The organism is Telluria sp. AIW5, from assembly GCF_056680575.1.
Window position 1 is genome coordinate 3,065,451 of sequence record NZ_CM155289.1, and the last position, 26,190, is coordinate 3,091,640.

The 26,190-nt window shown below is 66.0% G+C and carries 21 protein-coding genes; 16 read left to right on the forward strand and 5 right to left on the reverse strand.

The window, feature by feature from the left end:
• Positions 1-31 precede the first annotated feature (31 nt).
• Genes recC through recD form a run of 3 tightly spaced genes read left to right on the forward strand, consistent with a single transcriptional unit; the run spans position 32 to position 9,066 of the window.
• A complete protein-coding gene (gene recC / locus AC1MEM_RS13575; RefSeq protein WP_499471192.1) occupies positions 32-3,439 on the forward strand; it encodes an exodeoxyribonuclease V subunit gamma in 3,408 nt (1,135 codons plus the stop codon).
• Positions 3,436-7,095, forward strand: a complete 3,660-nt coding sequence (recB, locus tag AC1MEM_RS13580) for an exodeoxyribonuclease V subunit beta (RefSeq protein WP_499471194.1) — start codon at positions 3,436-3,438, stop codon at positions 7,093-7,095. The genes recC and recB overlap by 4 nt, the downstream gene beginning before the upstream one ends.
• Positions 7,096-7,098: 3 nt before the next feature.
• Entirely contained in the window at positions 7,099-9,066 is a 1,968-nt protein-coding gene (gene recD / locus AC1MEM_RS13585) for an exodeoxyribonuclease V subunit alpha (protein WP_499471196.1), read from the forward strand.
• 206 nt (positions 9,067-9,272) lie between these two features.
• Here recD and AC1MEM_RS13590 read toward each other — a convergent pair whose 3' ends face one another.
• The gene (locus tag AC1MEM_RS13590; protein WP_499471197.1) at positions 9,273-9,536 is read right to left on the reverse strand and encodes a hypothetical protein; all 264 of its coding nucleotides are present in this window, start codon (positions 9,534-9,536) and stop codon (positions 9,273-9,275) included.
• A gap of 243 nt (positions 9,537-9,779) precedes the next feature.
• Between AC1MEM_RS13590 and AC1MEM_RS13595 the strand changes: the two genes are divergently transcribed.
• Positions 9,780-9,917 carry a hypothetical protein gene (locus tag AC1MEM_RS13595; protein WP_499471199.1) on the forward strand — a complete coding sequence of 46 codons (138 nt, stop codon included), beginning with the start codon at positions 9,780-9,782 and terminating at the stop codon, positions 9,915-9,917.
• Between the two features lie 344 nt (positions 9,918-10,261).
• Here AC1MEM_RS13595 and AC1MEM_RS13600 read toward each other — a convergent pair whose 3' ends face one another.
• Both AC1MEM_RS13600 and AC1MEM_RS13605 read right to left on the reverse strand, forming a co-directional pair.
• A complete protein-coding gene (locus tag AC1MEM_RS13600; protein ID WP_499471201.1) occupies positions 10,262-11,242 on the reverse strand; it encodes a serine hydrolase in 981 nt (326 codons plus the stop codon).
• A 253-nt stretch (positions 11,243-11,495) separates the two neighbouring features.
• Entirely contained in the window at positions 11,496-12,509 is a 1,014-nt protein-coding gene (locus tag AC1MEM_RS13605) for a sulfate ABC transporter substrate-binding protein (RefSeq protein WP_499471203.1), read from the reverse strand.
• Positions 12,510-12,786: 277 nt separating this feature from the next.
• On the opposite strand from AC1MEM_RS13605, the gene AC1MEM_RS13610 reads away from it, so the two are divergent.
• From AC1MEM_RS13610 to AC1MEM_RS13655, 10 genes are all read left to right on the forward strand, one after another.
• Positions 12,787-13,311, forward strand: coding sequence for a GNAT family N-acetyltransferase (locus AC1MEM_RS13610; protein WP_499471205.1), 525 nt, complete (start codon positions 12,787-12,789; stop codon positions 13,309-13,311).
• A gap of 124 nt (positions 13,312-13,435) precedes the next feature.
• Positions 13,436-14,089 carry a YcbK family protein gene (locus AC1MEM_RS13615; protein WP_499471207.1) on the forward strand — a complete coding sequence of 218 codons (654 nt, stop codon included), beginning with the start codon at positions 13,436-13,438 and terminating at the stop codon, positions 14,087-14,089.
• A gap of 131 nt (positions 14,090-14,220) precedes the next feature.
• The gene (locus AC1MEM_RS13620; protein ID WP_499471209.1) at positions 14,221-14,514 is read left to right on the forward strand and encodes a DUF378 domain-containing protein; all 294 of its coding nucleotides are present in this window, start codon (positions 14,221-14,223) and stop codon (positions 14,512-14,514) included.
• Between the two features lie 19 nt (positions 14,515-14,533).
• Entirely contained in the window at positions 14,534-14,992 is a 459-nt protein-coding gene (locus AC1MEM_RS13625) for a metallophosphoesterase family protein (RefSeq protein WP_499471211.1), read from the forward strand.
• A gap of 69 nt (positions 14,993-15,061) precedes the next feature.
• Positions 15,062-15,469, forward strand: a complete 408-nt coding sequence (locus AC1MEM_RS13630; protein ID WP_499471213.1) for a hypothetical protein — start codon at positions 15,062-15,064, stop codon at positions 15,467-15,469.
• A gap of 87 nt (positions 15,470-15,556) precedes the next feature.
• Complete coding sequence (locus tag AC1MEM_RS13635) at positions 15,557-16,369, forward strand: transporter substrate-binding domain-containing protein (protein WP_499471215.1); 813 nt, start codon at positions 15,557-15,559, stop codon at positions 16,367-16,369.
• Positions 16,370-16,525: 156 nt separating this feature from the next.
• Entirely contained in the window at positions 16,526-17,410 is an 885-nt protein-coding gene (locus AC1MEM_RS13640; protein ID WP_499471217.1) for a LysR family transcriptional regulator, read from the forward strand.
• Positions 17,411-17,609: 199 nt separating this feature from the next.
• Entirely contained in the window at positions 17,610-18,692 is a 1,083-nt protein-coding gene (locus tag AC1MEM_RS13645; RefSeq protein ID WP_499471219.1) for a porin, read from the forward strand.
• Positions 18,693-18,771: 79 nt separating this feature from the next.
• Entirely contained in the window at positions 18,772-20,142 is a 1,371-nt protein-coding gene (gene gudD, locus AC1MEM_RS13650) for a glucarate dehydratase (protein ID WP_499471221.1), read from the forward strand.
• Positions 20,143-20,255: 113 nt separating this feature from the next.
• Positions 20,256-21,221 carry a Bug family tripartite tricarboxylate transporter substrate binding protein gene (locus tag AC1MEM_RS13655; protein ID WP_499471223.1) on the forward strand — a complete coding sequence of 322 codons (966 nt, stop codon included), beginning with the start codon at positions 20,256-20,258 and terminating at the stop codon, positions 21,219-21,221.
• A gap of 54 nt (positions 21,222-21,275) precedes the next feature.
• Here AC1MEM_RS13655 and AC1MEM_RS13660 read toward each other — a convergent pair whose 3' ends face one another.
• On the reverse strand, positions 21,276-22,496 hold the full coding sequence (locus tag AC1MEM_RS13660; RefSeq protein ID WP_499471225.1) for a porin: 1,221 nt from the start codon (positions 22,494-22,496) through the stop codon (positions 21,276-21,278).
• A 193-nt stretch (positions 22,497-22,689) separates the two neighbouring features.
• Positions 22,690-24,366 carry an electron transfer flavoprotein-ubiquinone oxidoreductase gene (locus AC1MEM_RS13665; protein WP_499471227.1) on the reverse strand — a complete coding sequence of 559 codons (1,677 nt, stop codon included), beginning with the start codon at positions 24,364-24,366 and terminating at the stop codon, positions 22,690-22,692.
• A 222-nt stretch (positions 24,367-24,588) separates the two neighbouring features.
• Here AC1MEM_RS13665 and AC1MEM_RS13670 point away from each other — a divergent pair, with 222 nt between their 5' ends.
• Positions 24,589-25,365 carry an SDR family oxidoreductase gene (locus tag AC1MEM_RS13670; RefSeq protein WP_499471229.1) on the forward strand — a complete coding sequence of 259 codons (777 nt, stop codon included), beginning with the start codon at positions 24,589-24,591 and terminating at the stop codon, positions 25,363-25,365.
• A 71-nt stretch (positions 25,366-25,436) separates the two neighbouring features.
• Positions 25,437-25,856 carry an acyl-CoA thioesterase gene (locus AC1MEM_RS13675; RefSeq protein WP_499471231.1) on the forward strand — a complete coding sequence of 140 codons (420 nt, stop codon included), beginning with the start codon at positions 25,437-25,439 and terminating at the stop codon, positions 25,854-25,856.
• The last annotated feature ends 334 nt before the right edge of the window (positions 25,857-26,190 follow it).

Below are 26,190 nucleotides of genomic sequence, written 5' to 3' on the forward strand. Positions count from 1 at the left end.
GCCTGAGCTGCCCAATCGACCCCGCCCCCAGATGTCCACCACGATCACTCCCGGCCTGCTGATTTTGCACGGCAACCAGATGGAAATGCTGCGCGAAGCCGTCTTCGACTGGCTGCGCGGGCACCCGCTCGGACCGCTGGAGCAGGAGACCATCCTGGTGCAGTCGAACGGCTTTGCCGAATGGCTGAAAATCGCGCTGGCCGAGGAGCTCGGCGTGTGCGCGGCCACGCGCGTGGCCTTGCCGGCGCGCTTCCTGTGGGAAGCCTACCGCGCCATGCTGGGGCGCGAACGCGTGCCGAACCGCTCGCCCTTCGACCGCGACCCGCTCACCTGGCGCCTGATGCGCCTGCTGCCGACGCTCTTGAAGGAGCCGGTATTCGCGCCGCTGACGCACTTTCTCGGCGACGGCTGCCCGGAGCGCCGGCTGCAGCTGGCCGAACGCCTGGCCGACCTGTACGACCAGTACCAGGTGTACCGCGCAGACTGGCTGACCGACTGGGAAATCGGGCGCGACCAGCTGCGCCGCGCCGGCGGCGAGCCGCTGCCGCTCGGCCCCGACCAGTGCTGGCAGGCGCGTTTGTGGCGCGCCGTGCACGAAAGCGTGCCGCCGATGCAGCGCGGCACCGGCCGCGCCGCGATCCACGAAGTGTTCGTGGCAAAGATCCTGTCCGGCGATCCGCCGAGCGGGCGCCTGCCGCGGCGCGTGGTGCTGTTCGGGATGTCGGCCCTGCCGTACCAGACGCTGCAGGCGATCGCCGCGCTCTCGCGCCATACGCAGGTCCTGCTGGCCGTGCCGAACCCTTGCCAGTTCTACTGGGGCGACATCATCGAAGGGCGCGAACTATTAAAGGCCGCGCACAAGCGCCAGCCGGCGCGCGACGGCGTCGACCTCGCCACGCTGCCGATCGAGGAACTGCACGCACACAGCCATCCGCTGCTGGCGAGCTGGGGCCGCCAGGGACGCGACTTCGTGCGCATGCTCGACGAATTCGACAACGAGGCGGGCCGGCCCGAGACCGAAGGGATTGCCAAACTGCGGGTCGACCTGTTCTCCGAGGGCGACGGCGAGACCCTGCTGCAGCAGGTGCAGGCCGCCGTGCGCGACCTGCGCCCGCTGTCCGAACACCCGCACGAGCCGCCGCCCCTTGACGACCGCTCGATCGAATTCCACGTTGCCCACAGCACCCAGCGCGAGGTCGAGGTGCTGCACGACCAGCTGCTGTCCTGGTTCGAGCAGGACCCGTCGCTGCGCCCGCGCGACATCGTCGTCATGGTGCCGGACATCGACACCTTTTCGGCCGCGATCCACGCCGTGTTCGACCAGCACCGCAAAAATGACCTGCGCAACATCCCCTTCGAGATCGGCGACACGCGCGACCGCAGCGTGAACCCCTTGCTGGTCGCCCTCGAGTGGCTCTTGCGCCTGCCGCAGCAGCGCTGCCGCCAGAGCGAAATCCGCGACCTGCTCGACGTGCCGGCCGTCGCAACCCGCTTCGGCATCCATGAAGACGACCTGCATACGCTGGGCGCCTGGATCGACGGCGCCGGCGTGCGCTGGGGCCTGGACGGCGCGCACCGCGAAGGCCTCGGCCTGGGCGCGGCCGGCGAACAGAATGCCTGGATCTTCGGCGTGCGGCGCATGCTGCTGGGCTACGCCAGCGGCGCCGGCGCACGCTTCGGCGACATCGAACCCTACGCTGAAGTGGGCGGGCTCGATGCGGCCCTGGCCGGCTCGCTGGCCCAGTTCGTCGACTGCCTGCTCGCGTGGCGCGCGCGCCTGGCCGAGTCGCGCACCCCGGCCGAGTGGGGCGTGCAGGCGCGCGCGCTGCTGGCCGCCTTTTTCGATGGACGCGAGGAGGGCGACCGCATCACCCTGGCCCAGCTGGGCGAAGCGCTCAACTGCTGGATGGAGATGACGGAAGCCGGCGGCTTCGACGAGGCGGTGCCGCTCGCGGTGCTGCGCGAAGCCTGGCTCGGCCAGATCGACCAGCCGACCCTGAACCACCAGTTCGTCTCCGGCGGCGTCACCTTCTGCACCCTGATGCCGATGCGCGCGGTGCCCTTCCGCGCCGTCTGCCTGCTCGGCATGAACGATGGCGACTTCCCGCGCCGCACGCCGCAAAACGATTTCGACCTGCTGGCCATGCCGGGCATGAGCCGCCCCGGCGATCGCTCGCGCCGCGACGACGACCGCTACCTGATGCTCGAAGCCCTGCTGGCCGCGCGCGACAAGCTGTACATCAGCTGGGTCGGACGCAATGTGCGCGACAACAGCGAGCAGCCGGCCTCGGTGCTGGTGGCGCAGTTGCGCGACTACCTGCACGCCGGCTGGGACCTGGACCTGGGTACGCTCACGGTCGAACACGCGTTGCAGCCCTTCAGCCGCCGCTATTTCGAGGAGGGCGGTTTGCTGACCTATGCGCGCGAATGGCGGGCCGCCTATGGCAAAAGCGATGGTCTCGACGCCGGGGATGGACTGGACGACTTGCCGCCGTACGAACTGGAAGCGGACTTCCGCCTGAAGCTGTCCGAACTGGCGAGTTTTTTGAAGCAGCCGGCGCGCTACTTCTTCCGCCGGCGCCTGGGCGTCGTGTTCAATGCGGCAGAAGTCATCGGCGAGGACGAAGAACCGTTCTCGCTTGATGCGCTCGACCGTTACTTCCTCGAAGACAGCCTGCTCGACGACGCCGGCGAGGCCGAGGAGCTCGACGAAGTGCGGCAAATGCTGGATGCGCGCGCCGAGCGCCTGGCGCGCGAAGGCGTGCTGCCGATCGGCCTCGTTGGGCGGCAGTGGCAGCAGCAACTGGTCGAGGGCCTGGTGCCGGTGCGTCGCGCCTGGCTGGAACTGGGCAGGCGCTTCCCCGCGCCGGCGCCGAAGCTGGCGCTCAGCCTCGACCTGGACGGCGTGCTGCTGGAAGACTGGATCGACCGCCTGCGCACCGACGGCGAACAGACCGTCTGGCTGATGCAGGTTTCCTCGAAAGTGCTCGATAAATCGAACGCGCCGCGCGGCGACAAGCTGATCGATGCCTGGCTGCGCCAGCTCGCCGCCAGCGCCGCCGGTGCGGCCGTGACCGGCTACCTCGTCGCGCGCGACGCAACCATCACGATGGCGCCCATTGAACGGGAGCTCGCCCTGGCCGTATTGAAAGACATCGCCGCGCTCTGGCGCCACAACCTGAACGCGCCGCTGCCCGTGGCCTGCAGGACGGCGCTGGCGCACCTGGCCGACGGCAAGCCGCGCATGGTCTACGACGGCGACTACGAACTGCAGGGCGAAGTCGAACGGGAGCCCTGCCTGGCGCGCCTGTGGCCGGAGTTCAGCCTGCTGGTGGCCGCCGGCGGCTGGCCGGACCTGGCCGAAGCCCTGTACGGCGGCCTGGCGGCATGGCTGGCCAACCACATCCAGGTCAAGCCGCATGGGGAGCAAGCACAATGAGCCAGCTCCTCGACGCCCTGACGTTCCCGCTGCACGGTTCGCGCCTGATCGAGGCCAGCGCCGGCACGGGTAAAACCTGGACCATCGCCGCGCTCTACCTGCGCCTGGTGCTCGGCCACGGCGGGCCGGACGCTTTCGTGCGTCCCTTGCTGCCCTCGCAGATCCTGGTGATGACCTTTACCCGCGCGGCCACGCGCGAGCTGGCCAACCGCGTGCGCGAGCGCCTGGTCGGCGCGGCCGCCTACTTCCGCGGCGAGGGCAAGGAATCCGACCCCTACCTCGAGCAGCTGGCGAGCAGCTATGCCAGCGGCAGCGAGCGCCAGGTCGCGGCGCACCGCCTCGTACTGGCGGCCGAGACGATGGACGAAGCGGCGATTTTCACCATCGACGCCTGGTGCCAGCGCATGCTGCGCGAGCACGCCTTCGACAGCGGCAGCCTGTTCGACGAGGAACTGGTCAGCGACGAGCGTCCGCTGTTCGAAGACGCGGCCCACGATTACTGGCGCCAGCACGTGTATCCGATGAATAGCGCTTGCCTCGGCGCGGTGCTGGCTTGCTGGCGCGATGTCGAGGTCATGAAGGCGGCCGTGCGCGACCTGGTGGGGCGCACCGCAACCCTCGGCATGCCCGACCCCGAACCGCTGGCCAGCCTGGTGGCGCGCGTGCAGCGCAGCCAGCAGGCCGAGCTCGCGCGCCTGAAGGAAGGCTGGATTGAACGCGCCGACGAGATGGAGCGCTGGATCGCGCAGCAGCGCGAACGCAATCCGAAAGCCTTCAACGGCAACAAGATGCGCGCCGCTTCGGTGCCCGCATGGTTCGAGGCACTGCGCGCATGGGCCAGGGACGGCGCGCTGGTCGAGCCAAGCATGAACGAGACCGCCTGGAAGCGCCTGACGCCGCACGGCATCGAGGATGCCTTCGGCTCAGGCTTCCATGCCGTCGTGCCGGACTGCTTCGGCTGTACCGACGATTTGCGCGCGGCGCTGGACACGATCGAGCCGCTCGGGCACGCGCTGCTGCGCCACGCGGCCGGCCACGTTGCGCGCCGCATGGCGGAACTGAAAACGCGCAACCGCCAGTTCGGCTTTGCCGACATGCTGGCGCGCCTGAAGGAGGCGCTCGAAGGCCCGAACGGCGAGGCGCTGCGCCAGCGCATCGTGACCCAGTTCCCGGTCGCGTTGATCGACGAATTCCAGGACACCTCGCCCGACCAGTACCACATCTTCAACCTGCTGTACCGGGTCGAGGCGAACGACCCGGACCAGGGCCTGTTCCTGATCGGCGACCCGAAGCAGTCGATCTACGGTTTCCGCGGCGCCGACATCCACAGCTACCTCTCCGCGCGCGAGGCCACCGAAGGCAGGCATTACCAGCTCGGCACGAACTACCGGTCCACGGTGGCGCTGGTCGAGGCCGTGAACCGGCTGTTCCGGCATGCCGAGGGCGACCAGGAACATCCCGGCCACGCCGCCGGCGCCTTCCGCTTCCGGCGCGGGAACGTCAATCCGCTGCCTTTCGAATCGGTGCGCGCGGCGGGCCGTGGCGCGCAGCTGGTCGGCGTCGACGGGCCCTACCAGGCGCTGGCGATGTGCACCACCGAGCTGGAAGAGATGAAGGCCGAGGAGCACCGCGCCTTCTTCGCCCAGCACTGCGCCGAGCACATCGTCACGCTGCTGAACGACCCGCAGGTCGGTTTCGCCGAGCCCGATCCCGAGCAGCTGGGCGGGCGCTTCACGCGCCTGCAGCCGGCCGATATCGCCGTGCTGGTGCGCGACCGAAAGGAGGCGGCGGCGATCCGCCAGGCCTTGATGCGGCGGAAGGTGGCCAGCGTCTACCTGTCGGACAAGGATTCGGTGGTCGAGAGCGAGGAGGCTGCGGACGTGCTGCGCTGGTTGTATGCGGTCGCCAGTCCCCTCGACGGCACGCTGGCGCGGGCGGCGCTGGCCACGCGCACGGCCGATTTGCCATTGTCGGAACTGGCGCGGCTGTCCGGCGACGAAACCGTGTGGGAAGAGCGGGTCGAGCAACTCAAGGCCCTGCACGCGACCTGGCAGCGCCAGGGCGTGCTGGCGATGCTGCGCCGCTTCATCCACGAACTCGGCCTGCCGGCGCGCCTGCTGCGCGAACCCGGCGGCGAGCGGCGCCTGACCAACCTGCTGCACCTGGCCGAACTGCTGCAGGAAGCCAGCACCCAGCTCGATGGCGAGCAGGCGCTGATCCGCTGGTTCGCCGAGCAGATCGAGGGGCTTGGCGAGGGCGGCGACGAGCGCGTGCTGCGCCTGGAAAGCGACGCCGAGCTGGTAAAGGTCATCACGGTCCACAAGTCGAAGGGCCTGGAATACCCGCTGGTCTACCTGCCGTTCGCGGCCAGTGCGCGCAAGACGGATAAACGCCGGCGCAGCTTCTTCGAGTACGTGCATGAAGATGGCGGCCGGCGCATCGACCTGGCGCTGTCCGACGAAGCTTTGGCGGCGGTGGACCGGGCGCGCCTGGAAGAAGACCTGCGCCTGCTGTACGTCGCGCTGACCCGTGCGCGCCACTTCCTGTGGCTGGGCGTGGCGGCCGTGGCGAGCCGCAAAAAGGGCGAGAACATGCTGCACGAGTCGGCGCTGGGCTACCTGCTCAGCGGCGGCGCGCCGGTTGCCACCAGCGCCGTGCGCGAGCATCTTGCGCGCCTGCGCGGAGATTGCGCCGGCATCGAGCTGCACACGCTCGATCCGCTCGACGGCTGCACGCTGCTCGACCGCGTCGAAGTCCGTCCTGCGCTGGTCGAGGCCGCGCCTTTCCAGGCCGACTTCGAGCGCAACTGGGCTATCGGTTCCTTCACCTCGATCACGCGCCACACGACGGCGCCGCCGATGCGCGCGGCCGAGGAAACCCTGCTCGAGGACGAGGAAGCGGCGCCGCCGCTGGTGCCACGACTTGAGGACGCGCCCTGGCACCGCTTCCCGCGCGGCTCGGTGCCGGGCAACTTCCTGCACGAGCAGCTCGAATGGATCGGACAGGAAGGCTTCGACAGCATCGACGATCCGAACTTCGCGAATTTCGAGCCCCGCCTGGCGCAGCGCATCGAGCGCGCCGGCTGGGGCCACCGCCTGGACGACGCCATCGCCTGGCTGCGCACCATCGTGGCGACGCGCCTGCCGCCGATCGGCGCCAGTCTGAGCGAAATCACCGAGACGGTGCCGGAGATGGAGTTCTGGTTCCCGAGCGAGGGCCTCGACCTCGCGAAACTCGACCATCTGTGCCGGCGCCGGCTGCTGGGCAAGGCGGCGCGCCCGACCCTGCCGGAGCGCGCGCTGCACGGCATGCTCAAGGGCTTCGCCGACCTCGTGTTCGAACACGCCGGCAAATACTGGGTGCTCGACTACAAGTCGAATGCGCTCGGCCCAAACGACGCCGCCTACACGAAGCGCGCGATGGAAGAGGGCATGGCCGGACACCGTTACGACATCCAGGGCGCGATCTACATGCTGGCGCTGCACCGTTTGTTGAAAAGCCGGCTCGGCGACGATTACGACGCGGCGCAGCAGCTGGGCGGCGCCGTGTTCCTGTTCCTGCGCGGGATCGCCAACACCGCGACGCACGGCTGCTGCCTGCTCGAACCGGACGTCGAACTGCTCGACGGCCTGGACCAACTGCTCGGGAGGGGCTGAGGCATGAAGCATGACGTACAAGCAGCGGCATCGCCTGCAGCCCTGTGGGAGGAAGCGGCGCGCCTGCAGGAGGCCGGTGAACTGCGCCGGCTGTCGATCGCCTTTGCCCGCTTCATCGATTCGCTGGGATCGGTGCCAAACCCGGTCACGCCGCCGGTGCTGCTGGCGGCGCTGGTGCTGTCCGAACTCGAAGGGCGTGGCCACAGCTGCCTGCAGCTGGCCGACCTGGCGCACGATCCTGCAGGCCTGCTTGGCTGGACGAAGGAGCAGTGGCAGGCGCTGGCCGGCACGGTGGCGCCGCTGCCGAAGAATGCCAGGGCCTGGGCCGCGCAACTGGCCACCTGCGAACAGGTATGGCAGGTCGAGGAGTTCGACTACGGCGCGCCCCTGGTCTTCGACGGCGAACGCCTCTACCTGCGCCGCTACTGGCGCGACGAGACCCTGGTGGCCGACAGCATCCGCGAGCGCGCCGCCGCCAGCCGCCCGGTCGAATTGCACGGGGTGCGCACCTGGCTCGACCTGCTGTTCGCCTCGCAGCGCGCCGAGCAAAAGCCGGACTGGCAAAAGCTCGCCTGCGCCGTGGCGCTGCGCGGGTCGGTCGCGATCATCACCGGCGGTCCGGGCACCGGCAAGACCTATACGGTGGCGCGGCTGCTGGCGCTGCTGTTCGCCGTCGCCCCCGATGCCGCCCAGCAGCGCATCGCCCTCGCCGCGCCGACCGGCAAGGCCGCCGCGCGCCTGAAGCAGTCGATCGACAAGGCGCTGACCGATCTCGCCGAGCGCGTGGGCGAAGCGCTGCCGCTGCGCGAACTCACCAGCCGCATGGGCGCGGCGCGCACCCTGCACAGTTTATTGGGCGCGCGTCCCGACACGCGCGCCTTTGCCCACCATGCCGGCAATCCGCTCGACGTGGACGTGCTGATCGTCGACGAAGCCTCGATGGTGCACCTGGAGATGATGGCCAGCCTGCTCGATGCTTTACCGCCCGGCGCGACCCTGATCCTGCTGGGCGACAAGGACCAACTGGCCTCGGTCGAGGCGGGCGCGGTGCTGGGCGACCTGTGCCACGACGCCCAGGCCGGCGGCTACAGCCGCGAGACCGCCGACTACGTGCTGGCCGCCAGCGGCGAGGAACTGCCGCCGGAATACCTGGGCGGCGCCGGGCCGCTGGCCCAGCAGACGGTCATGCTGCGCCACAGCCGCCGCTTCGGCGGGCCGATTGGGCAACTGGCGCTGGCCGTCAACGCCGGCGATGCGCCCGCCGCCGAAGCCGTGCTGCGCGGCGGCGGCGAGGGCGCCCTGCGCTGGATCGAGGGCGCGCACCAGCACCAGGTCGTGAGCCTGGCGCTGGCCGGCTACCAGCCCTACCTCGAACTGCTGCGCGCGGGACCGGGCGGCCCACACGAGGACTGGGTACATGAAGAGTGGGTACGTCAGGTCCTGCAGCGCTTCGAGGCCTTCCGCATCCTGTGCGCGGTGCGCGAGGGCGAGTGGGGCGTGGCGGGCCTGAACACGGCGATCGAAGCGAGCCTGCAAACGGCGGGCCTGCTGCGCCGCGCGGGCGAGTGGTATGTCGGGCGTCCGGTGATGGTGACCCGCAACGACTACGGCACCCGCGTCTTCAACGGCGACATCGGCCTGACGCTGGCCGACCCGGCCCGTCCCGGCTCGCTGCGCGTGTACTTTTTGGAAGGCGACGATGTGCGCAGCGTGCTGGCCACGCGCCTGCGCAGCGTCGAGACGGCGTTTGCGATGACGGTGCATAAGTCGCAGGGTTCCGAGTTCCGCCACACGGTGCTGGTGCTGCCGGAGGATCGCCACGGCATCCTGACGCGCGAGCTGGTTTATACGGGCATCACGCGTGCCAGTGCCGAGTTCACGCTGGTGTCGCCGAATGCGTCGGTGCTGGCCGACGCCGTGGCGCGCAGGACGCACCGGGCGAGCGGCTTGCGCCACCTGATCGAGCGCTGATTCCTGCGGCAGCAAGGTAACGTAGGGTGGACTCCCGAGTCCACGCGTTACATCGTATGCGCTCGAGGAAAAGAGCGCCATCGGCCCGGCGGCGCGTGTTCGCCACGTTTCTCGCCCGCGTGCCATGGCACCCGTTCGATCGATCGAGCGCCTGACCGCGTGGACTCGGGAGTCCACCCTACGAGCGCAGGTCGGCGGGCTTTGACTTACTCTCCCAGCCCCTTGCGCACCAGCTCGTCGACCAGCTGGTTCATGTCGATGCCGCGCTCCTTGGCCAGGGCCTGCAGCTTCGCCACCAGCTCGCCATTGAGCTTCACCGCAAACGGCACCAGCCCCAGCGCGCGGTCGCGTTCGCGTTGTTCGCGCTTGTCGACCGGTGCGGCCTCGGCGGCCCCGAAGGCGCTGCCGCGCGCGCCCATCTGGCCCATGATCTTCTTGGCGTCGCTTTTGGCAAGGTCGGTTTTTTTCATTGTTGGCTCTCAAAAGTTAGTTGACCCGCATTTTACCCGCGATGCCGGGCAGGCAGCGCCCGGGCCGGGACTCGCCCCATATATGCGCCGTCGTGATAACAGTTCCGCTGCGGCAATGATGTTCCCCCCTGGAGATATGCGCGCCGGCTATGTCGAATATCCAAAACAGGAATTGGATTTATATCTTGGTCGCACGTAAGCTTCATGCATCGACGAACGCAAACGAATCTACAGGAGCCGCATATGAACACGACCACGATTTTCGCCACGCCGGCCAAGAGCAGCTTCCGTAGTTGGCTGCGCAAGTTCGGCGCCGAACTGCGCCGCGCCTTCGAACTGTCGGGCATTCCGTACACCAACGGCCCAATGCCGCCGCTGTAAGAGCCTATCCCAGTAGTCCGGGGGAAGCTGATAGCGATGCATGGCAAGCGCGGGCAAGGCGCGAGGAGGCCGCATGGCTAGCCATGCAACGACGAGCAACGCCGCACGCGTTTGTCAGGCGCGCTAGCAGCGACTCCGGGCTACTGGGATAGGCTCCAGGCAGTCATGCCGGACCCCCGCCCGGCGCGCAGGCAGCAAACGAAAGCCCCGCCGATGCGGGGCTTTGTTTTTGGCGCGCCGAACGGGCAGCGCACGCGTCGCGACCGGCGTAAAAAAAGGGATATCCGCTGCCGGAGATCCCTTTTTTGATGCTGCAACCCGCCGGCCCACGCCGGCCCGATCGATCAGTCGCGGCGCTTGCGCACCACGACGACCTTCTTCTTGGTCGGCACGACCTTCGCCCGGGCGCGGACGCTGCCCTTGGCCTTCGCTGCGTGGCCGCTGCGCAGGCCCACGGCGCTGGCCCTGATGCGCGGCGCATGGCTGCTGGCCTTCATCGGGCTGTCGGCGCGGGCCACGCGCGCAGTCGGTGCTTGTTCGCCGCTGATGTAGCGGCGGATGTTCAGCGCGTCGAGCACCCGCACCGACGAGGCGCCGGCGTTGAGCAGCACCAGGGTCGCCTTCTTGCCCGCGGCCTTGATGTTCATGATCAGGCAGCGGCCCGCTTCCTGGGTGTAGCCGGTTTTCGACAGGCCGATGTCCCAGCCCTTGGCGCCGACCAGGCGATTCGTGTTGTGGTATTCGACTTCGCGGCCGTTGATGCTGATGAGGTTCTTGGCGTCGGTCGTGCGGTCGGTGATTTCCGTATAGTGGCTCGCGGCCTGCGCCATCTTGACCAGGTCGGATGCGGTCGAACGGTTGTTCGGCGACAGGCCGGTCGGCTCTTCGATCACGGTATTGGTCATGCCGAGTGCGGCGATCTTGCGGCGCACGGCCGCCTTGAAGGCTTGCACGCCGCCCGGGTAGGTACGGGCCAGCGAAGCGGCGGCGCGGTTGTCCGAGGACATCAGGGCCAGTTGCAGCACGTCGGCGCGCGGGATGCTGGCGCCGACCGGCACGCGCGAGGTGCTGTGCTTGAGGGTATCGACGTCGCTGCGATCGATCTCGATCAGCTCGTTCATGTCCTGCTTCGCATCGAGGATGACCATCGCGGTCATCAATTTCGTCAGCGAGGCGATCGGCACGATGGCGCCGGCGTTCTTTTCCAGCAATACCTTGCCGGTGTCATCTTCGACCACGAGCACCGATTGCGAGCCGAACGGCACCGCGATTGCGGCAGCAGACGAGATCGACAACAGGACGGCGGCGAACAGTTTTTTCATCATGGGTGTCAGGGTAGGGTGTCGGGTTGAGGCCAGGCGCCGGGGGGTGGCGCCGCATTGTCTTGCTATAGGGCACACCAAAGAGGGGACGATAGCACCCACGTTTCTCTATGTCTATGGCGCACAGGGAAAAAGCAGCTTCAACTGTGATATTTCCAGCCCAAAAAGGCCCTGCGTTGTTACAGGGCCTTTATAGAGCGGCAATTAACGTACCCGATCGCAAAGAGAATGCTTATTCCCTCAGTGACTTCCTCGCTTACTTGGCCTGGTAGATTTTATCGAACTCGCCGCCATCGTCGAAGTGGCGCTTCTGGGCATTGCGCCAGCCGCCGAACAGGTCGTCGACCGAGAACAGCGTGATCGGCTTGTAGTTGCCTGCGAACTTTTTCATGACCGCTTCGTTACGCACGCGCAGGTAGTGCTTTGCGCCGATTTCCTGGCCCGCCGGCGAGTACAGGAAGTTCAGGTAAGCCGTTGCCTGCTTGCGCACGCCGCGGCGGTCGACCACCTTGTCGACCACGGCCACCGGCGATTCGGCCAGGATCGAGACGCTCGGATACACGACTTCGAAGTTGTCGCCGAACTCGGCGCGCACCATGCTCACTTCGTTCTCGAAGGTCACCAGGGCGTCGCCGATCTGGCGCTGGGTGAAGGTGGTGGTGGCGGCACGGCCGCCGGCATCGAGGATCGGCACGTTCTTGAAGATCTTGCCGACCAGTTCACGCGCCTGCGCTTCGTTGCCGCCTTTTTTCAGGACCGAGCCCCAGGCCGCGAGGTAGGTGTAGCGGCCGTTGCCGGCGGTCTTGGGATTCGGGATGATCACTTGCACGCCCGGCTTGGCCAGGTCGTCCCAGTTCTTGATGCCCTTCGGATTACCCTTGCGCACCAGGAACACCATGGTCGAGTAATAGGGCGCCGCATTGTTCGGGAATTTCTTCGCCCAGTCTTTGGCGACGAGGCCGCGGTCGGCCAGCATGTCGATGTCGTTGGCCTGGTTCATCGTCACCACCGACGCTTCCAGGCCGTCGGCCACGGCGCGCGCCTGCTTGCTCGAGCCGCCGTGCGACTGCTTGATCGTGACGGTTTCGCCCGTGCTCTTTTTCCAGCTGTCGATGAAGGCCGGGTTGACGTCCTTGTACAATTCGCGCGCCACGTCGTAGGACACGTTCAGCAGCTCGGGGTTGGCGGCGCTTGCCGTGAGCGGTAGCGCGGCGCCGACGGTAAGCAGCAGGATCCAGCGACGCAGGGAATTGACGTGAGTATGTGGCATGTTTTTCTCGCTCTTTCAATACAGGAGGGAACTGCGTGGGAACAGCATTGATGTTCCATTTATTCGGAGTAAAACGGAAGAATACTTTCGTCATATGCTTAGAACCTGACCGGACAAGGTGTATTGCTGTTGAAACATAGCCGTGGAGTTCGCGCAATATATGCATGGGTCCGGGCAGGCTCTGCGGCTTTCGGTGTATAGTCCGGTCATTCGCCGGGCCGTCAAAAGCGTGCTACCGGGCAATGGAAACGGTCATTACGAGTCACTGGGCAAGTTCATGGGTATCGACATTCGCAAAGCAGTACCGGCTGATGCAGCTTCGGCCTGCAGCCTGTTGCGCCGCTCGATCGAGGAGGTCTGCGCGCCGGACCACCACGGCCGGCCCGCGGTCCTCGACGCCTGGCTCGCCAACAAGACGCCGCAGACCGTCGCTGCCTGGTTCGCCTCCACGACGAATCACGCCATCGTCGCCGAGCGCGACGGGCAGTTGCTGGGCCTGGCCTTGCTGACCCAGGCCGGCAAGGTCGCCCTGTGCTATGTCGAACCCGGCGCCTTGCGCATCGGCGTCGGCCGCGCCTTGCTGGCCGCCGTCGAGGAGCAGGCGCGCGCCTGGGACATCCGCAAGCTCAGCCTGCACAGCCCGGAAAGCAGCGCCACCTTCTACGAACGCCATGGCTATGCGAACGCCGGCCTCGAAAAATCCTGCTTCGGGCTCGAGTGCAGCCTGATGTGGAAGCAGCTCGATGCCGATCCGCAGGATGCCGACGCGAAGCGCAAACGTTTCTGCAATTGCAGCCAGTAATTGCACTCGACGAGCATCAAGGCTTACAAACGCTTGCGAATTTGCACCTAATAAGCAACAAGACACGTCTTTTGTCAGGCAACCCGTTCAGTTATAGTACGGGCTTCGAAAAGATGAGTGCCTTATGTCTTCCCGCAGAGATTTCCTTGAACATGGCATGCGCCTGTCCGCCCTTGGCTTGGTGTCCTCAAGCTTCGCCCCGGCCCTCGTCGGGCAAGCCCGGGCCGCGCAGCAAGCCGCGCCGGCCGACCTGACGCCTCCTCCCGACCTGTTCGACGCCCAACTGCTCGACCTCGACTTCTGGGTCAAGCCGCGCACGCTGTCCGTCACCCGTCCGCAAAGCGGCGAACGCGCCAAACTCCTGTACTGGAAAGATGGCGAAGTGATCGACTCCGCCTACCAGGAACTGTGCCACCTGCTGCGCGACGTGAACGGCCGCGAGACCGCACCGATCGACCCCAAGCTGCTCGAAATGCTGTGGGGCACGCAAGCCTTCATCGCGCGCTACGGCCTCGAGCAGCCGCTCGAGATCCTCTCCGGCTACCGCACCCCGGCCTCGAACGCGCGCCTGATCGAAGCGGGCGTGCCGGCGGCGCGCAAGTCGCTGCACATGACGGGCAAGGCGGCCGATATCCGCATTTCCAGTCTGAACGAGGAAGTGCTGGGCGGCCTGATCCGCAGTTTCCGCCAGGGCGGCGTCGGCTATTACTATCGTTCCGGCCCCAAAGGCGGCTGGATCCACGCCGACACGGGCCTGAACCGTACCTGGAAGGGCTGACAGGCCTGGCAGGCCTGACAGGCTTTCGGGCGCCATCATCGCGCCGGTTTTTGCTATCTTGAGATCTGCACCGGCAATGTCCCCATTGCCGGATGGCCAATTGATCGCCTGATCTTTTGAAGGAGAACCCTATGGCAACGATGAACGCACCGACGATGGATCGCCGCACCGGCCCCGAGCGCCGCAGCACCATGCGCGAGGGCGGCCGCTCGGCCATGTCGGCAGTCGATTACCTGGCGATGGCCTTGCTGATCATCGGCGGCCTGAACTGGGCCCTGGTCGGCCTGTTCGAGGTCGACATGGTCGCCACCATCTTCGGCCCCGGCAGCCCGGCGGCACGCCTGATCTATGTGCTGGTCGGCCTGGCCGCGTTGTACTCGATCTATACGACGGCGAAGATGGCCGGGGCGAAGCGTCATCACTAAGCCCGGCGACACCGGGCGCGTGCGTGTCGGACTCATCTCCGACACGCATGGCTTGTTGCGCCCCGAAGCCCTCGATTTCCTGGCCGGCTGCGATTTCATCGTCCATGGCGGCGATATCGGCAACCCCGCCATCCTCGAACGCCTGGCGCAGATCGCACCGCTCACGACCGTACGCGGCAACAACGACCGCGAGGCCTGGGCGCGGGCCATCCCGGTGAGCGCGTCCCTGGCGATCGGGCCGGTCCTGCTGCACGCCATCCACGACATCAAGGAACTCGACATCGACCCGGCGGCCAGCGGCGTGCGCGTCGTCGTCTCGGGGCACTCGCACCGGCCTTCCTGCGTCGAGCGCAAGGGCGTCCTGTACGTCAATCCGGGCAGCGCCGGACGGCGCAGGTTCAGCCTGCCGATCTCGGCGGCCGAGCTGATCATCGAGGGCGACAGCGTGCGTCCCCGCATCGTCACCTTGCTTGGCTAAGGCTCCATGTACGTCCGCCCCGAAATGCCGTAGGATAGTTCCTTTGCCGCTGATCTTTTTCCGCAACCGATGACCGCTCCGCTCGACACACCGCCACGCTTCCGCCCCCGCCCCTGGATCCACCTCGAAACGCCGCAGGACGTCGAACTCTGGATCGCCGAGCACGACCAGGCCCTGCAAGAGCTGATCAAGCCGCAGGAAACCGGCTACGGCATCTGTTTCACGCTGGCCGAGGGCGGCAACATCTACATGCAGACGCTGGAAGACGCGATCGTGCTCGACGTCGACCAGGACGCCAACTGGGTCGCGCCGCTGATCGTGGCCGCCACGCGCGCCGAGATTCCGCGCGGCTCCTACTGGCTGCTGCCGGCCGACAAGCTGATCCAGCTGGTCATCGGCCTGTCGAGCCTGGTCGCCAGCACGACGCTGGTGGTCGGCCACCGCTTCGGCGGGCGCGGCCAGGCGCGCGCTTATTAAATCATTTCTGAATACACTTTTCCTCAACCCGCGGCGCATTTTTCGGTTATAAAAGCACCATTCGCTTTTTAACGGAGAGCAACGCCGATGCGCACGCCGCCCCTTATTCCTTCGCGCCGCCGCGCCATCGGGCTTGCTGCGACCGTGCTGGCGCTCGCCTGGACCTGGCCCGCCGCGGCCGCCGACCTGCTCGACACCGTCAAGGCGCGCGGCACCCTGCGTATCGCCATGGAGGGCACCTATCCGCCCTTCAATTTCAAGGACGGCAAGTCGGGCCAGCTGGCCGGCTACGACGTCGATGTCGCCAGGGCCGTCGCGGCGAAACTCGGCCTCAAACCGGCGTTCGTGACCACCGAATGGTCGGCCATCCTGGCGGGGCTGGCGGCCGGCAAGTACGACCTCATCGTCAGCCAGGTCGGCATCACCGCCAAACGCGAGCAGGCCTTCGACTTTTCCCGGCCCTATACGTATTCCTCGCCCCAGCTCATCGTGCGCCGCAACGACGGCGCGGCCTACAAGACCTTGGGCGACCTGAAGGGCAAGACGATCGGCGTGGGGCAGGGCAGCGTGTTCGAGCAGCAGGCCAGGGCGGTGCCCGGCATCGAAGTGAAAAGCTATCCGGCCGTGCCCGAGAACCTGCAGGACCTCGCCTTCGGACGCATCGACGCGGCGCTCAACGACAGCCTGATGGTGGCTTACCTGCTGAAGAATTCGCAGCTGCCGATCAAGGCCGGCGCGCGGGTCGGCGCCGTCGAGCGCGTGGGCATACCACTGCGCAGAGGGAATCCGAAGTTCAGGGCGGCCGTCGATCAAGCCCTGGCAGAGCTGCAGGCCGACGGCAGCCTGGCCGCCATGTCGACCCGGTGGTTCGGCACCGACGCCTCGCGCCCGGCGCGCTGATCGATGGCGCTGTTTGCGCTGCTGATTGATGCCGCGCCGACGATCTACCGGCTGCTCAGCCTCGTGTCCGAACAGGCCCAGCGCCTGGCCGAGCGGCGCCTGAACCGCGCCCACCAGGCTTGACGCAGCGTCGAATGACCGACAGGAAAACGCACCATGTTTGAAATCAGCCAGCTCCGCTGCTTCGTGGCGGTGGCCGAAGAACTCCATTTCAGCCGGGCAGCCGAGCGCCTCAACATGACCCAGCCGCCGCTGTCGCGCCAGATCCGCCTGCTCGAGCACCATGTCGGCGCACGCCTGCTCGAACGTAACAGCCGCACCGTGCGCCTGACGGCCGCCGGCAAGGCTTTCTTCCCGGAAGCGGCGCGCATCCTGCGCATGGCGGAAGAGGCGACCTTCACGGCAAGGCGCGTGGCCAGGGGCGAGCAGGGCACGCTGTCGATCGGCTTTACCGGCGGCGCGGGCTACAGCCTGCTGCCCGAAGTCGTGCGGCGCCTGCGCGAACACTCGCCGGGCGTGGTGCTCACGCTCAAGGAACAGGTCAGCACCGGGCAGGTCGAAGCGCTCAACGCGGGCCAGATCGAGCTTGGCCTGATGCGCCCGCATGCGCTGAATGCCGAGCTGGAGTCGGCATTGCTGGCGACCGAAGCGCTGATGCTGGCCATTCCCAAGGACGAGGCCGACAAATGGCCGCTCGCGCCGACCCTGGCCGACCTGCACGGCAAACCTTTCGTGATGTATTCGCCCTATGAAGCGCGACCCTTCCACCAGATGCTGAGCGAACGCTTCGAGCGCGCCGGCGTCGTGCCCGACATCGTCGAACACATCGGCCAGGTGCATACGATGCTGGCGCTGGTGAACGCGGGCATCGGCGCCGCGCTGGTGGCGGAGGGCGCGACGCGCCTGCATTTCGACGGCATCGTCGTGCGCCGGGTCGCGACCGAGCCGGTACGCATGGTCTGCGCCTGGCGCCGCGATAACGACAATCCGATTCTTCAACTGTTCAAGCGCGATATCCTGCCCAATTTCCGGGTCCCTTGACCTACGTCCATCAATTCAATTGTTGAATCGGGCGTGTCAAGCATTGGTTTGTTCGTGAATCAGTTCGCGCCTATGATTGTTTTCATGCAAGAAACCCTGTTCCGCGCTGCATGCCGCTGACAGGACTCCCCTCACCACCGGATCAAGCGCGGCGTTGATCGTGCCCGGCCTTGCATACCTAAAAATAATGGAGACACGCATGAAGGCAGGCACGAAGGTAGGCACCAGGTTGGCCATCACTGCGCTTGGACTGCTCGGCCCGGCGGTACAGGCACAGGCACAAACCAACGTCACGATCTACGGCATCATGGACGCCGCGTTCGTCGGCGAAAGCGGCGGCAGCGCCGGACACATCAACAAGATCACCAGCGGCGCCGCCTCGGCCTCGCGCATCGGTTTTCGCGGCACCGAGCAGCTCGGCGACGGCCTGTCGGCCTTCTTCACGCTGGAAACCGGCGTCAAGATCGATACCGGCGCCCTCGACGCGGACAACACCATCTTCAATCGCCAGGCCCTCGTCGGCTTGAAGGGCAAGGCCGGCGCGGTGGCTGTCGGCCGCCAGTACACGCCCTGGCACAACGCGCTCGCTGCAGTCGCCGACCCGTTCGGCACCGGTTACGCCGGCAGCTCGAAGGCCCTGTTTGCGGACAACGGCGCCAACGTCCGCACCAGTAACACGGTCACGTACGCCTCGCCGAACTACGCGGGCGTCAGCGTCGACCTGGCCTACAGCCTCGGCGAGCAGGCCCACAGCGCCGATGGCCGCCAGTACGGCGGCGCGATCGGCTATGCGAAGGGCCCGCTGAATGTACGCCTCGCCTACAACAACAAGAATGCGCTGGCGCCCGTGGCCGGCGGACGGAGCGGCAGGAACACGCTGCTGGCTGCCAACTACGACCTCAAATTCGTCAAGCTGCACGCCGGCTTCAACGTCGACAAGGGCTACAACGCCGCGCCGCTGGGCAATCCCAACAATCCGTATGGCGGCGTCAAGCCGACCGCGTCCACCGACGGCCGCGAGATCCTGCTGGGCCTGAGCGCACCGCTGGGCCAGGGCACCCTGATGGCCTCCGTCATGCACAAGGACGACCGCACCGCCTTCGACCAGGACGCCAGCGCCTGGGGTATCGGCTACCTGTACGCGCTGTCGAAGCGCAGCGGCGTGTATGCGGCCTACGGCCACGTCAACAACCGGAACGGCGCCGGCTACACGGTTGCCAACAATACCGAGGCGGGCAGCGGCAACACCGGCTACAACCTCGGCCTGCGCCACACGTTCTGACGGGAAGACGGCGGGCATCGCGGCCCCGTGAAGCGGCCCGCCACATCATTTTCACCCATCGCGTACCCTGGAATCGAACATGAACACTGCCGCTTCAAAAGCGCCCGCATCAAAAGCCACTCCTTCGGGCACCCCAACCATCACAGGCCTGCGCGTTGTCCCTGTCGCCGGCAAGGACAGCATGCTGCTGAACCTCTCCGGCGCCCACGGCGCCTGGTTCACCCGCAATATCGTGATCCTGACCGACAGCGCCGGCAACACGGGCCTGGGCGAAGTCCCGGGCGGCGAAAAAATCCGCCAGACGATCGAGGATGCGCGTCCGCTGGTCGTCGGCAAGACGCTGGGCGAGTACAACAAGGTGCTCAATAGCATGCGCACGGCCTTTGCCGAACGCGATGCGGGCGGCCGCGGCCAGCAGACCTTCGACTTGCGCGTGGCGATCCACGCCGTCACCGCGGTGGAATCGGCCTTGCTCGATTTGCTGGGCCAGTTCATGAACGTGCCGGTCGCCGCCTTGCTCGGCGAAGGCATGCAGCGGGATGCCGTCGAGATGCTGGGTTACCTGTTCTACATTGGCGACCGCACGAAAACCGGCCTGCCTTACCGCGCCGAGCCGGACGCCGGCAACGACTGGTTCCGCCTGCGTAACGAAGAAGCCCTGACGCCGGAATCCATCGTGCGCCTGGCCGAAGCGACCAGGGAACGTTACGGCTTCAACGACTTCAAACTGAAGGGCGGGGTGCTGAGTGCCGACGCCGAGATGGAAGCGATCGTCGCCCTGCACGAGCGCTTCCCGGAAGCGCGCTGCACGCTCGATCCGAACGGCGGCTGGCTGCTGAAGGACGCGATCCGCGTCTGCCGCGACAAGCACGGCATCCTGGCCTATGCGGAAGACCCGGTCGGCGCGGAGGACGGTTTCTCGGGCCGCGAAGTGATGGCCGAGTTCCGCCGCGCGACCGGCCTGCCGACCGCGACCAACATGGTCGCCACCGACTGGCGCCAGATGGCGCACTCGATCCAGTTGCAGTCGGTCGACATCCCGCTGGCCGACCCGCATTTCTGGACCATGCAAGGCTCGGTGCGCGTGGCCCAGCTGTGCCAGATGTTCGGCCTGACCTGGGGCTCGCATTCGAACAACCACTTCGACATCTCGCTGGCGATGTTCACCCACGTCGGCGCCGCGGCGCCCGGCAAGGTCACCGCCATCGACACCCACTGGATCTGGCAGGACGGCCAGCGCCTGACGAAAGAGCCGCTCACCATCGCCGGCGGCATGATCCGCGTGCCGGAAAAGCCGGGTCTTGGCATCGAGATCGACATGGCCGAACTGGAAAAGGCGCACCAGGCCTACCGCAACATGGGCCTGGGCGCGCGCGACGATGCGGCGGCGATGCAATTCCTGGTGCCGGACTGGAAGTTCGACGCCAAGCGGCCCTGCCTGGTCCGCTGAAATCCCGGGCGCGTATTGCCGGCTGCATGCGCCGGTGATACGGTCTGTCTCACTTCCGCGCGAGCGGACCATGTGCAGCAAGTCGGTCAATTAAAATAATCAGGAGACGCGAAATGAATGCTAAGAAGTTGCTGGTTGGTGTGCTGTCGAGCATGATGCTGGTGTCGGCCGCGCAGGCGGCCTGGCCGGATAAGGCCATCACGGTGGTCGTGCCGTTCCCGCCGGGCGGGTCCACCGACGCGATCGCCCGCGCGATCGGGCCGAAGATCACGGCGCGCTTCGGCCAGCCCTGGGTCGTGGACAACCGTCCCGGCGCCACCGGTGCGATCGGCGCCTCGCTGGTCAAGCGTGCGCCTGCCGACGGCTATACCGTCATGGTGGCATCGATCGGCGTGTATGCCGTCAACCAGTTCCTGCAGAAGAACCTCGCCTATAACCCGCAACGCGACTTCGACCTGCTGACGGTCGCGGTGCGCGCGCCGAACGTGCTGGTTGCCAGGCCCGACCTGCCGGCCAACACCATCCAGGAATTCGTCGGTTACCTGAAAAAGAACCCGGGCAAGGTCAACTTCGCCTCCTCGGGCAACGGCAGTTCCGATCACCTGACGGCCGAACTGTTCTGGCAGAAGAGCGGCACCAGCGGCCTGCATGTGCCCTACAAGGGCGGCGCGCCGGCCATCACCGACCTGCTGGGCGGCCAGACCGACGTCTCGTTCGTGAACATCAACGCCGCGCTCCCCTACATCAAGACCGGCAAGCTGAAAGCCCTGGCCGTCACCGGCGAGCAACGCTCGGCCGTGCTGCCGAAGCTGCCGACGCTGGCGGAGTCGGGCATTCCCGGCGTCGAGATCTATTCGTGGCAGGCCATCGCCGCACCCAAGGGCTTGCCGAAGGACGTCAAGGCCAAGCTGCACGGCGCGATTGTCGCCGCGCTCAACGATCCGGACCTGAAGGCCAAGCTGACCGACCAGGGCTTCGAGGTCGTCGCCGATACGCCCGAGCAGTTCGAACAGTTCCTGGCGAGCGAACAGGCCCGCTGGAAGAACGTGATCGAGGTCGGCAAGATCACGCTCGACTGAATTAACGCCGCATAAAACAGACGGCGCGGGCCTGCGGACCCGCGCCGTTCGTTTTTAGAAGTGGTGGAACAGGCCCAGCGAGTAGGTCCGGGTCTCGATGCCCGTTTGTGGGACCGTGCTGCCGGCCTCGAAGGGCAGTGCCACGCCGTTCAGGATGATGGTCGAGGCGCCGAAGTTGCGCACCGAGCCGGCGCGCGCATACAGGCCGGTGCGGCGCGACAGATCGTAATCGACGCCCAGCATCAGGCCCAGCGCCGAGGAGTCGACAAGGGCGCCGGCAGCATTGCGCGCACCCTCGGTAGCGCGGTGGACGGCGGAGGCGCGCCAGGTCAGGCGGCCCTGCGGCAGGATCGCACCGAGCGTGACGATCTGCGCTTCGCCGCTTTGGGCCAGCTGCGGCGAAATGCGCGCGTACGAGGTCGAAAGCACCAGCTTGCCGCTATCGAAAATCGCGCCGACCGACGGGATGTCGGTGCGCACCGACTGCGCCGGCAGGCCCGCCGACACGACGACCGGGCTGCTCCAGGACTGGATAAGGCTCGCCGCCAGGTAGACCGGGCCGGCGTTGTACGAGACCACCCCTGCGCGGGTGCCGGTCGACGGCTCGCTCGTGCTGGTCGAGTTAGAGGCAAAAGGGTTCGAGGCCCAGAGCGCCTGTGCGGCGAACCCGCCGAGGCGCGGGGTGGCATAGGTGACCGACTTCGGCACGCGCACCGGAATCGTGCCCGAGCCGGGACCCAGGTCGGTATTCGCCCCCACGCCGCGCGGACCCTGCATGGCGCCGCCGGCGACCCAGGTGTAGACCGAATTGGTCGTCACCAGCGCGAACGGGTCGATGAACAGCGGCAGCATCGCATTGATCTGGTTACCGACGCGTACCGTGCCCCAGCTGTTCGACTTCAGGCCGATCCAGGATTCGCGGTTGAACAGGGCGCTCGCCTGCTGGGCGCCGGTGTCGGCATTGATGCCGGCTTCCAGTTTCATTTCCGCCTTCAGGCCGCCGCCCAGGTCCTCGGAGGCATAGATACCCAGTTTCGAGGTATTCGCGCCGCCGCTTTGCTGCTGCCAGCGGCCAGCCGCGTTGTCGGTCTTCGTATACATCATGCCCAGGTCGACCGTGCCGTAGACGCGGACGGCGTCGCCGCCGCGGCTGTATTCCGGGAGCTGGGCCATGCGGGTCATGAGGTAGGAGGGCGTTTGCGTTTGCGCGAACGCCGGGGCAGCGGCGAGCAGGGTGCAGAGGAGGGCGGGGCGGAGCGGGGTGGAACGTGGCATCGGTGAATATTGGTGGGATTGCAAAGCAGGATTATCACATGGGGGGAATTGTTGCCGGAATGGCCAAGGGGAGATTGGTCGGTGTTGGTTGCCGCAAAACAACGATCAGCGGGGTGCGTGGCCGGGGCGGCGCCTTTCGGCGTCCGGCGCAGGCGGACCAATAAAAAACGGGCGCCAGCGGCGCCCGTTAAAGTTACATATTCGGATAATTCGGCCCGCCGCCACCCTCCGGCGTCACCCACACGATGTTCTGCGTCGGATCCTTGATGTCGCAAGTCTTGCAGTGCACGCAGTTCTGCGCGTTGATCTGCAAGCGGTCCTGGCCCGCGTCGGTTTTGACGAACTCGTACACGCCCGCCGGGCAGTAGCGCTGCTCGGGACCGGCGTACTTGGCCAGGTTGACCTCGACCGGGATGTTCGGATTCTTCAGCGTCAGGTGCACCGGCTGGTCTTCGGCGTGGTTGGTGTTCGAGATGAACACCGACGACAAACGGTCGAAGGTCAGCTTGCCGTCCGGCTTCGGGTACACGATCGGCGTGAACTCGGAAGCCGGGCGCAGCATCTCGTGGTCGGCGTGCTTGTGGCGCAGGGTCCAGGGCGCCTTGCCCTTGAAAATCATCTGGTCGATGCCGGTCATGACGGTGCCCAGGTACAGGCCCTTGCTCATCCACGGCTTGAAGTTGCGCGCCGCGTGCAATTCCTTGTACAGCCACGACTGCTCGAAGGCCGCCGGGTACGCCACCAGTTCGTCGTGCTGGCGTCCCGCGCCCAGGGCCTCGAACGCGCTTTCCGCGGCCAGCATGCCGGTCTTGATCGCGCTGTGGCTGCCCTTGATGCGGCTGGTGTTCAGGAAGCCGGCGTCGCAACCGATCAGGGCGCCGCCCGGGAACACGGTTTTCGGCAAGGATTGCAAACCCCCTGCGGTAATGGCGCGCGCGCCATACGAAATGCGCTTGCCGCCTTCGAAGAAGCCGCGGATCGCCGGGTGCGTTTTATAGCGCTGGAATTCCTCGTACGGCGACAGGTACGGATTCTGGTAGGCCAGGCCGACCACGAAGCCCACCGCGACCTGGTTGTTCTCCAGGTGATACAGGAAGGAGCCGCCATAGGTGCTGTTGTCCAGCGGCCAGCCGGCCGTGTGGATGACCAGGCCCGGCTGGTGCTTGGCCGGGTCGATCTCCCACAATTCCTTGATGCCGATGCCGTAGGTCTGCGGGTCCTTGCCGGCATTCAGGTCGTATTTCGCCATCAGCTGCTTGCCGAGGTGGCCGCGCGAACCTTCGGCGAAGAAGGTGTATTTCGCGTGCAACTCCATCCCTAACTGGAACGCATCGGTCGGCTTGCCTTCGCGGTCCACGCCCATGTTGCCGGTCGCGACACCTTTGACGGAACCGTCGTCGTTGTACAGGATTTCGGCCGCCGGGAAGCCCGGGAAGACTTCGACTCCCAGCGCTTCGGCCTGCTGGCCGAGCCAGCGCACCACGTTCGCCAGCGAGACGATGTAGTTGCCGTGGTTGGTCAGCATCTTCGGAATCATGAAGGACGGCGTGGCGCGCGCCTTCGTCTCGGTCAGGAACAGGACGCGGTCTTCGGTCACGGCGGTGTTGAGCGGTGCGCCGAGTTCCTTCCAATTCGGGAACAATTCATTCAGGGCAATCGGATCCATGACCGCGCCCGACAGGATGTGGGCGCCGACTTCGCCGCCTTTCTCGAGGACGCAGACCGACACTTCCTGGCCTTTCTCAAGCGCCAGCTGCTTCAGACGGATCGCCGCCGACAGGCCAGCCGGGCCCCCGCCGACGACGACGACGTCGTACTCCATCGCTTCGCGCGGGCCGTATTGTTCGAGGATGTTGGTTGTCTCTGTCATGGTCTTGGTAAGGTTAAAAGTTTTAAGCTCAAAAATTTAAGCACGAGTGTGCGGGTTTTTCCGCCCGAATGCAACTTTGGGCGCTATTTTAGGGGGAATGTGCCCTGATTTTTGCCCGATTTTTGCCCGATTATCAGATGGGGCGATCTGCTAACGGCAATCTGTGACATCATTATGCCTTCGACATCATCCGTGTCGGAGTACAACAGGACAGGAGCCAATGTGGGCATCGAAGTAAATTTTGAAGGAAAAATTGCGATGGTCACCGGCGCATCGAGCGGCCTCGGTGCCCGCTTTGCGAAGGCCCTGGCCGGCGCCGGCGCGCAAGTGGTGCTGGCCTCGCGCCGCACCGAACGGCTGAAGGAATTGCGCGCCGAAATCGAGGCCGACGGCGGCGCCGCCCACGTGGTCAACCTCGATGTGACGGACCTGGCCAGCATCAAGTCCGCGATCGCCCACGCCGAGACCGAAGCGGGGCCGATCGACATCCTGATCAACAACTCGGGCGTGCAGAGTACCCAGCCCCTGCTCGACGTGACCGAGGACGATTACCAGTACATCATGGACACCAATTTGCGCGGCGCGTTTTTCGTCGCGCAGCAGGCGGCCAAGCGCATGATCCAGCGCGCCAAGGGCGACCCGCGCAAGCAGCACCGCATCGTGAACATCGCCTCGGTGGCCGGCCTGCGCGTGCTGCCGCAAATCGGCGTGTACTGCATGAGCAAGGCGGGCGTGGTGCAGATGACCAAGGCCATGGCGGTCGAATGGGGCAAGTACGGCATCAACGTGAACGCGATTTGCCCGGGCTATATCTCGACCGAGATGAACGAGGATTATTTCGAAACCGAGCAGGGAAAAAAGCTGATCGACCTGCTGCCGCGCAAGCGCCCCGGCAAGCCGGAAGACCTGGACGGATTGCTGCTGTTGCTCGCGGCCGAGGAAGCGCATTTCATCAATGGCGCCATCATCACGGCGGACGACGGCATGACGGCCTCCTGAGCGCTGTCGTAAAATAAAGAATGGCGCCGGCAGCGGCGCCATTTCTTTTTTAACGCAAACGAGCCTGAAGCATGAGCGACAAAAAACTGATCCACACGATGCGTATGCCGGTACGCTGGGGCGACATGGACGCGATGGGCCATGTGAACAACACCGTCTATTTCCGCTATATCGAAACGGCGCGCATCGCCTGGCTCGAACAAATCGGCGCCTTGCCCGATCCGGCCGGCATCGGGCCGGTATTGATCAATGCCCGCTGTTCCTTCCTCAAGCAGCTGAAGTATCCGGCCGAGATCGAAGTCAGCTCGTATGCCGGGCCGCCGGGGCGCTCGAGCTTCGAGGTGATGCACGAGATCCGCCTGGTCGGCGAAGAGGGGCAGGCCGGAGCGCTGCATGCCGAGGGCGCGGCGAAGATCGTGTGGGTGGATTTCAGGGCGGAGAAGTCGGTGCCCTTGCCGGACGGGATACGGGAACGCTTGCCTTCAGCCTGAACAAAGCGCCTGTGGCGCTTTTTTTATGCCAAAAAAATTTCCGTTTCGTGACAATCGGTGAGAATTCAACGTCTTGCGGTGTGGCAATATGCCGCCTGGCCTGAGTCCTTCCTTGCTTTACCTTCCTGCACGCAATTCATGCGGCAAGCATCGCAGCCGCCCTCGTCATTGCCAGTAAAAATCATGCCGCGCGCATTATCAATAGCGTATTGCAGGCTTTTTGTCGATTGAAGCTAAATAAACGAGGCGATTTGTTGTGAATTGGCCTTGCGCTTCCCGCCGTTTATTCCTTCAGGCAAAACCAAGCATTATAATTCGCACTAATATTTAACGC

Excerpts from the sequence above, each read along its gene's own strand:
- recC (WP_499471192.1), top strand. The coding sequence starts at position 32 with ATGTCCACCACGATCACTCCCGGCCTGCTGATTTTGCACGGCAACCAG.
- recB (WP_499471194.1), top strand. The coding sequence starts at position 3,436 with ATGAGCCAGCTCCTCGACGCCCTGACGTTCCCGCTGCACGGTTCGCGC.
- recD (WP_499471196.1), top strand. The coding sequence starts at position 7,099 with ATGAAGCATGACGTACAAGCAGCGGCATCGCCTGCAGCCCTGTGGGAG.
- AC1MEM_RS13590 (WP_499471197.1), bottom strand. The coding sequence starts at position 9,536 with ATGAAAAAAACCGACCTTGCCAAAAGCGACGCCAAGAAGATCATGGGC.
- AC1MEM_RS13595 (WP_499471199.1), top strand. The coding sequence starts at position 9,780 with ATGAACACGACCACGATTTTCGCCACGCCGGCCAAGAGCAGCTTCCGT.
- AC1MEM_RS13600 (WP_499471201.1), bottom strand. The coding sequence starts at position 11,242 with ATGATGAAAAAACTGTTCGCCGCCGTCCTGTTGTCGATCTCGTCTGCT.
- AC1MEM_RS13605 (WP_499471203.1), bottom strand. The coding sequence starts at position 12,509 with ATGCCACATACTCACGTCAATTCCCTGCGTCGCTGGATCCTGCTGCTT.
- AC1MEM_RS13610 (WP_499471205.1), top strand. The coding sequence starts at position 12,787 with ATGGGTATCGACATTCGCAAAGCAGTACCGGCTGATGCAGCTTCGGCC.
- AC1MEM_RS13615 (WP_499471207.1), top strand. The coding sequence starts at position 13,436 with ATGTCTTCCCGCAGAGATTTCCTTGAACATGGCATGCGCCTGTCCGCC.
- AC1MEM_RS13620 (WP_499471209.1), top strand. The coding sequence starts at position 14,221 with ATGGCAACGATGAACGCACCGACGATGGATCGCCGCACCGGCCCCGAG.
- AC1MEM_RS13630 (WP_499471213.1), top strand. The coding sequence starts at position 15,062 with ATGACCGCTCCGCTCGACACACCGCCACGCTTCCGCCCCCGCCCCTGG.
- AC1MEM_RS13635 (WP_499471215.1), top strand. The coding sequence starts at position 15,557 with ATGCGCACGCCGCCCCTTATTCCTTCGCGCCGCCGCGCCATCGGGCTT.
- AC1MEM_RS13640 (WP_499471217.1), top strand. The coding sequence starts at position 16,526 with ATGTTTGAAATCAGCCAGCTCCGCTGCTTCGTGGCGGTGGCCGAAGAA.
- AC1MEM_RS13645 (WP_499471219.1), top strand. The coding sequence starts at position 17,610 with ATGAAGGCAGGCACGAAGGTAGGCACCAGGTTGGCCATCACTGCGCTT.
- gudD (WP_499471221.1), top strand. The coding sequence starts at position 18,772 with ATGAACACTGCCGCTTCAAAAGCGCCCGCATCAAAAGCCACTCCTTCG.
- AC1MEM_RS13655 (WP_499471223.1), top strand. The coding sequence starts at position 20,256 with ATGAATGCTAAGAAGTTGCTGGTTGGTGTGCTGTCGAGCATGATGCTG.
- AC1MEM_RS13660 (WP_499471225.1), bottom strand. The coding sequence starts at position 22,496 with ATGCCACGTTCCACCCCGCTCCGCCCCGCCCTCCTCTGCACCCTGCTC.
- AC1MEM_RS13665 (WP_499471227.1), bottom strand. The coding sequence starts at position 24,366 with ATGACAGAGACAACCAACATCCTCGAACAATACGGCCCGCGCGAAGCG.
- AC1MEM_RS13675 (WP_499471231.1), top strand. The coding sequence starts at position 25,437 with ATGAGCGACAAAAAACTGATCCACACGATGCGTATGCCGGTACGCTGG.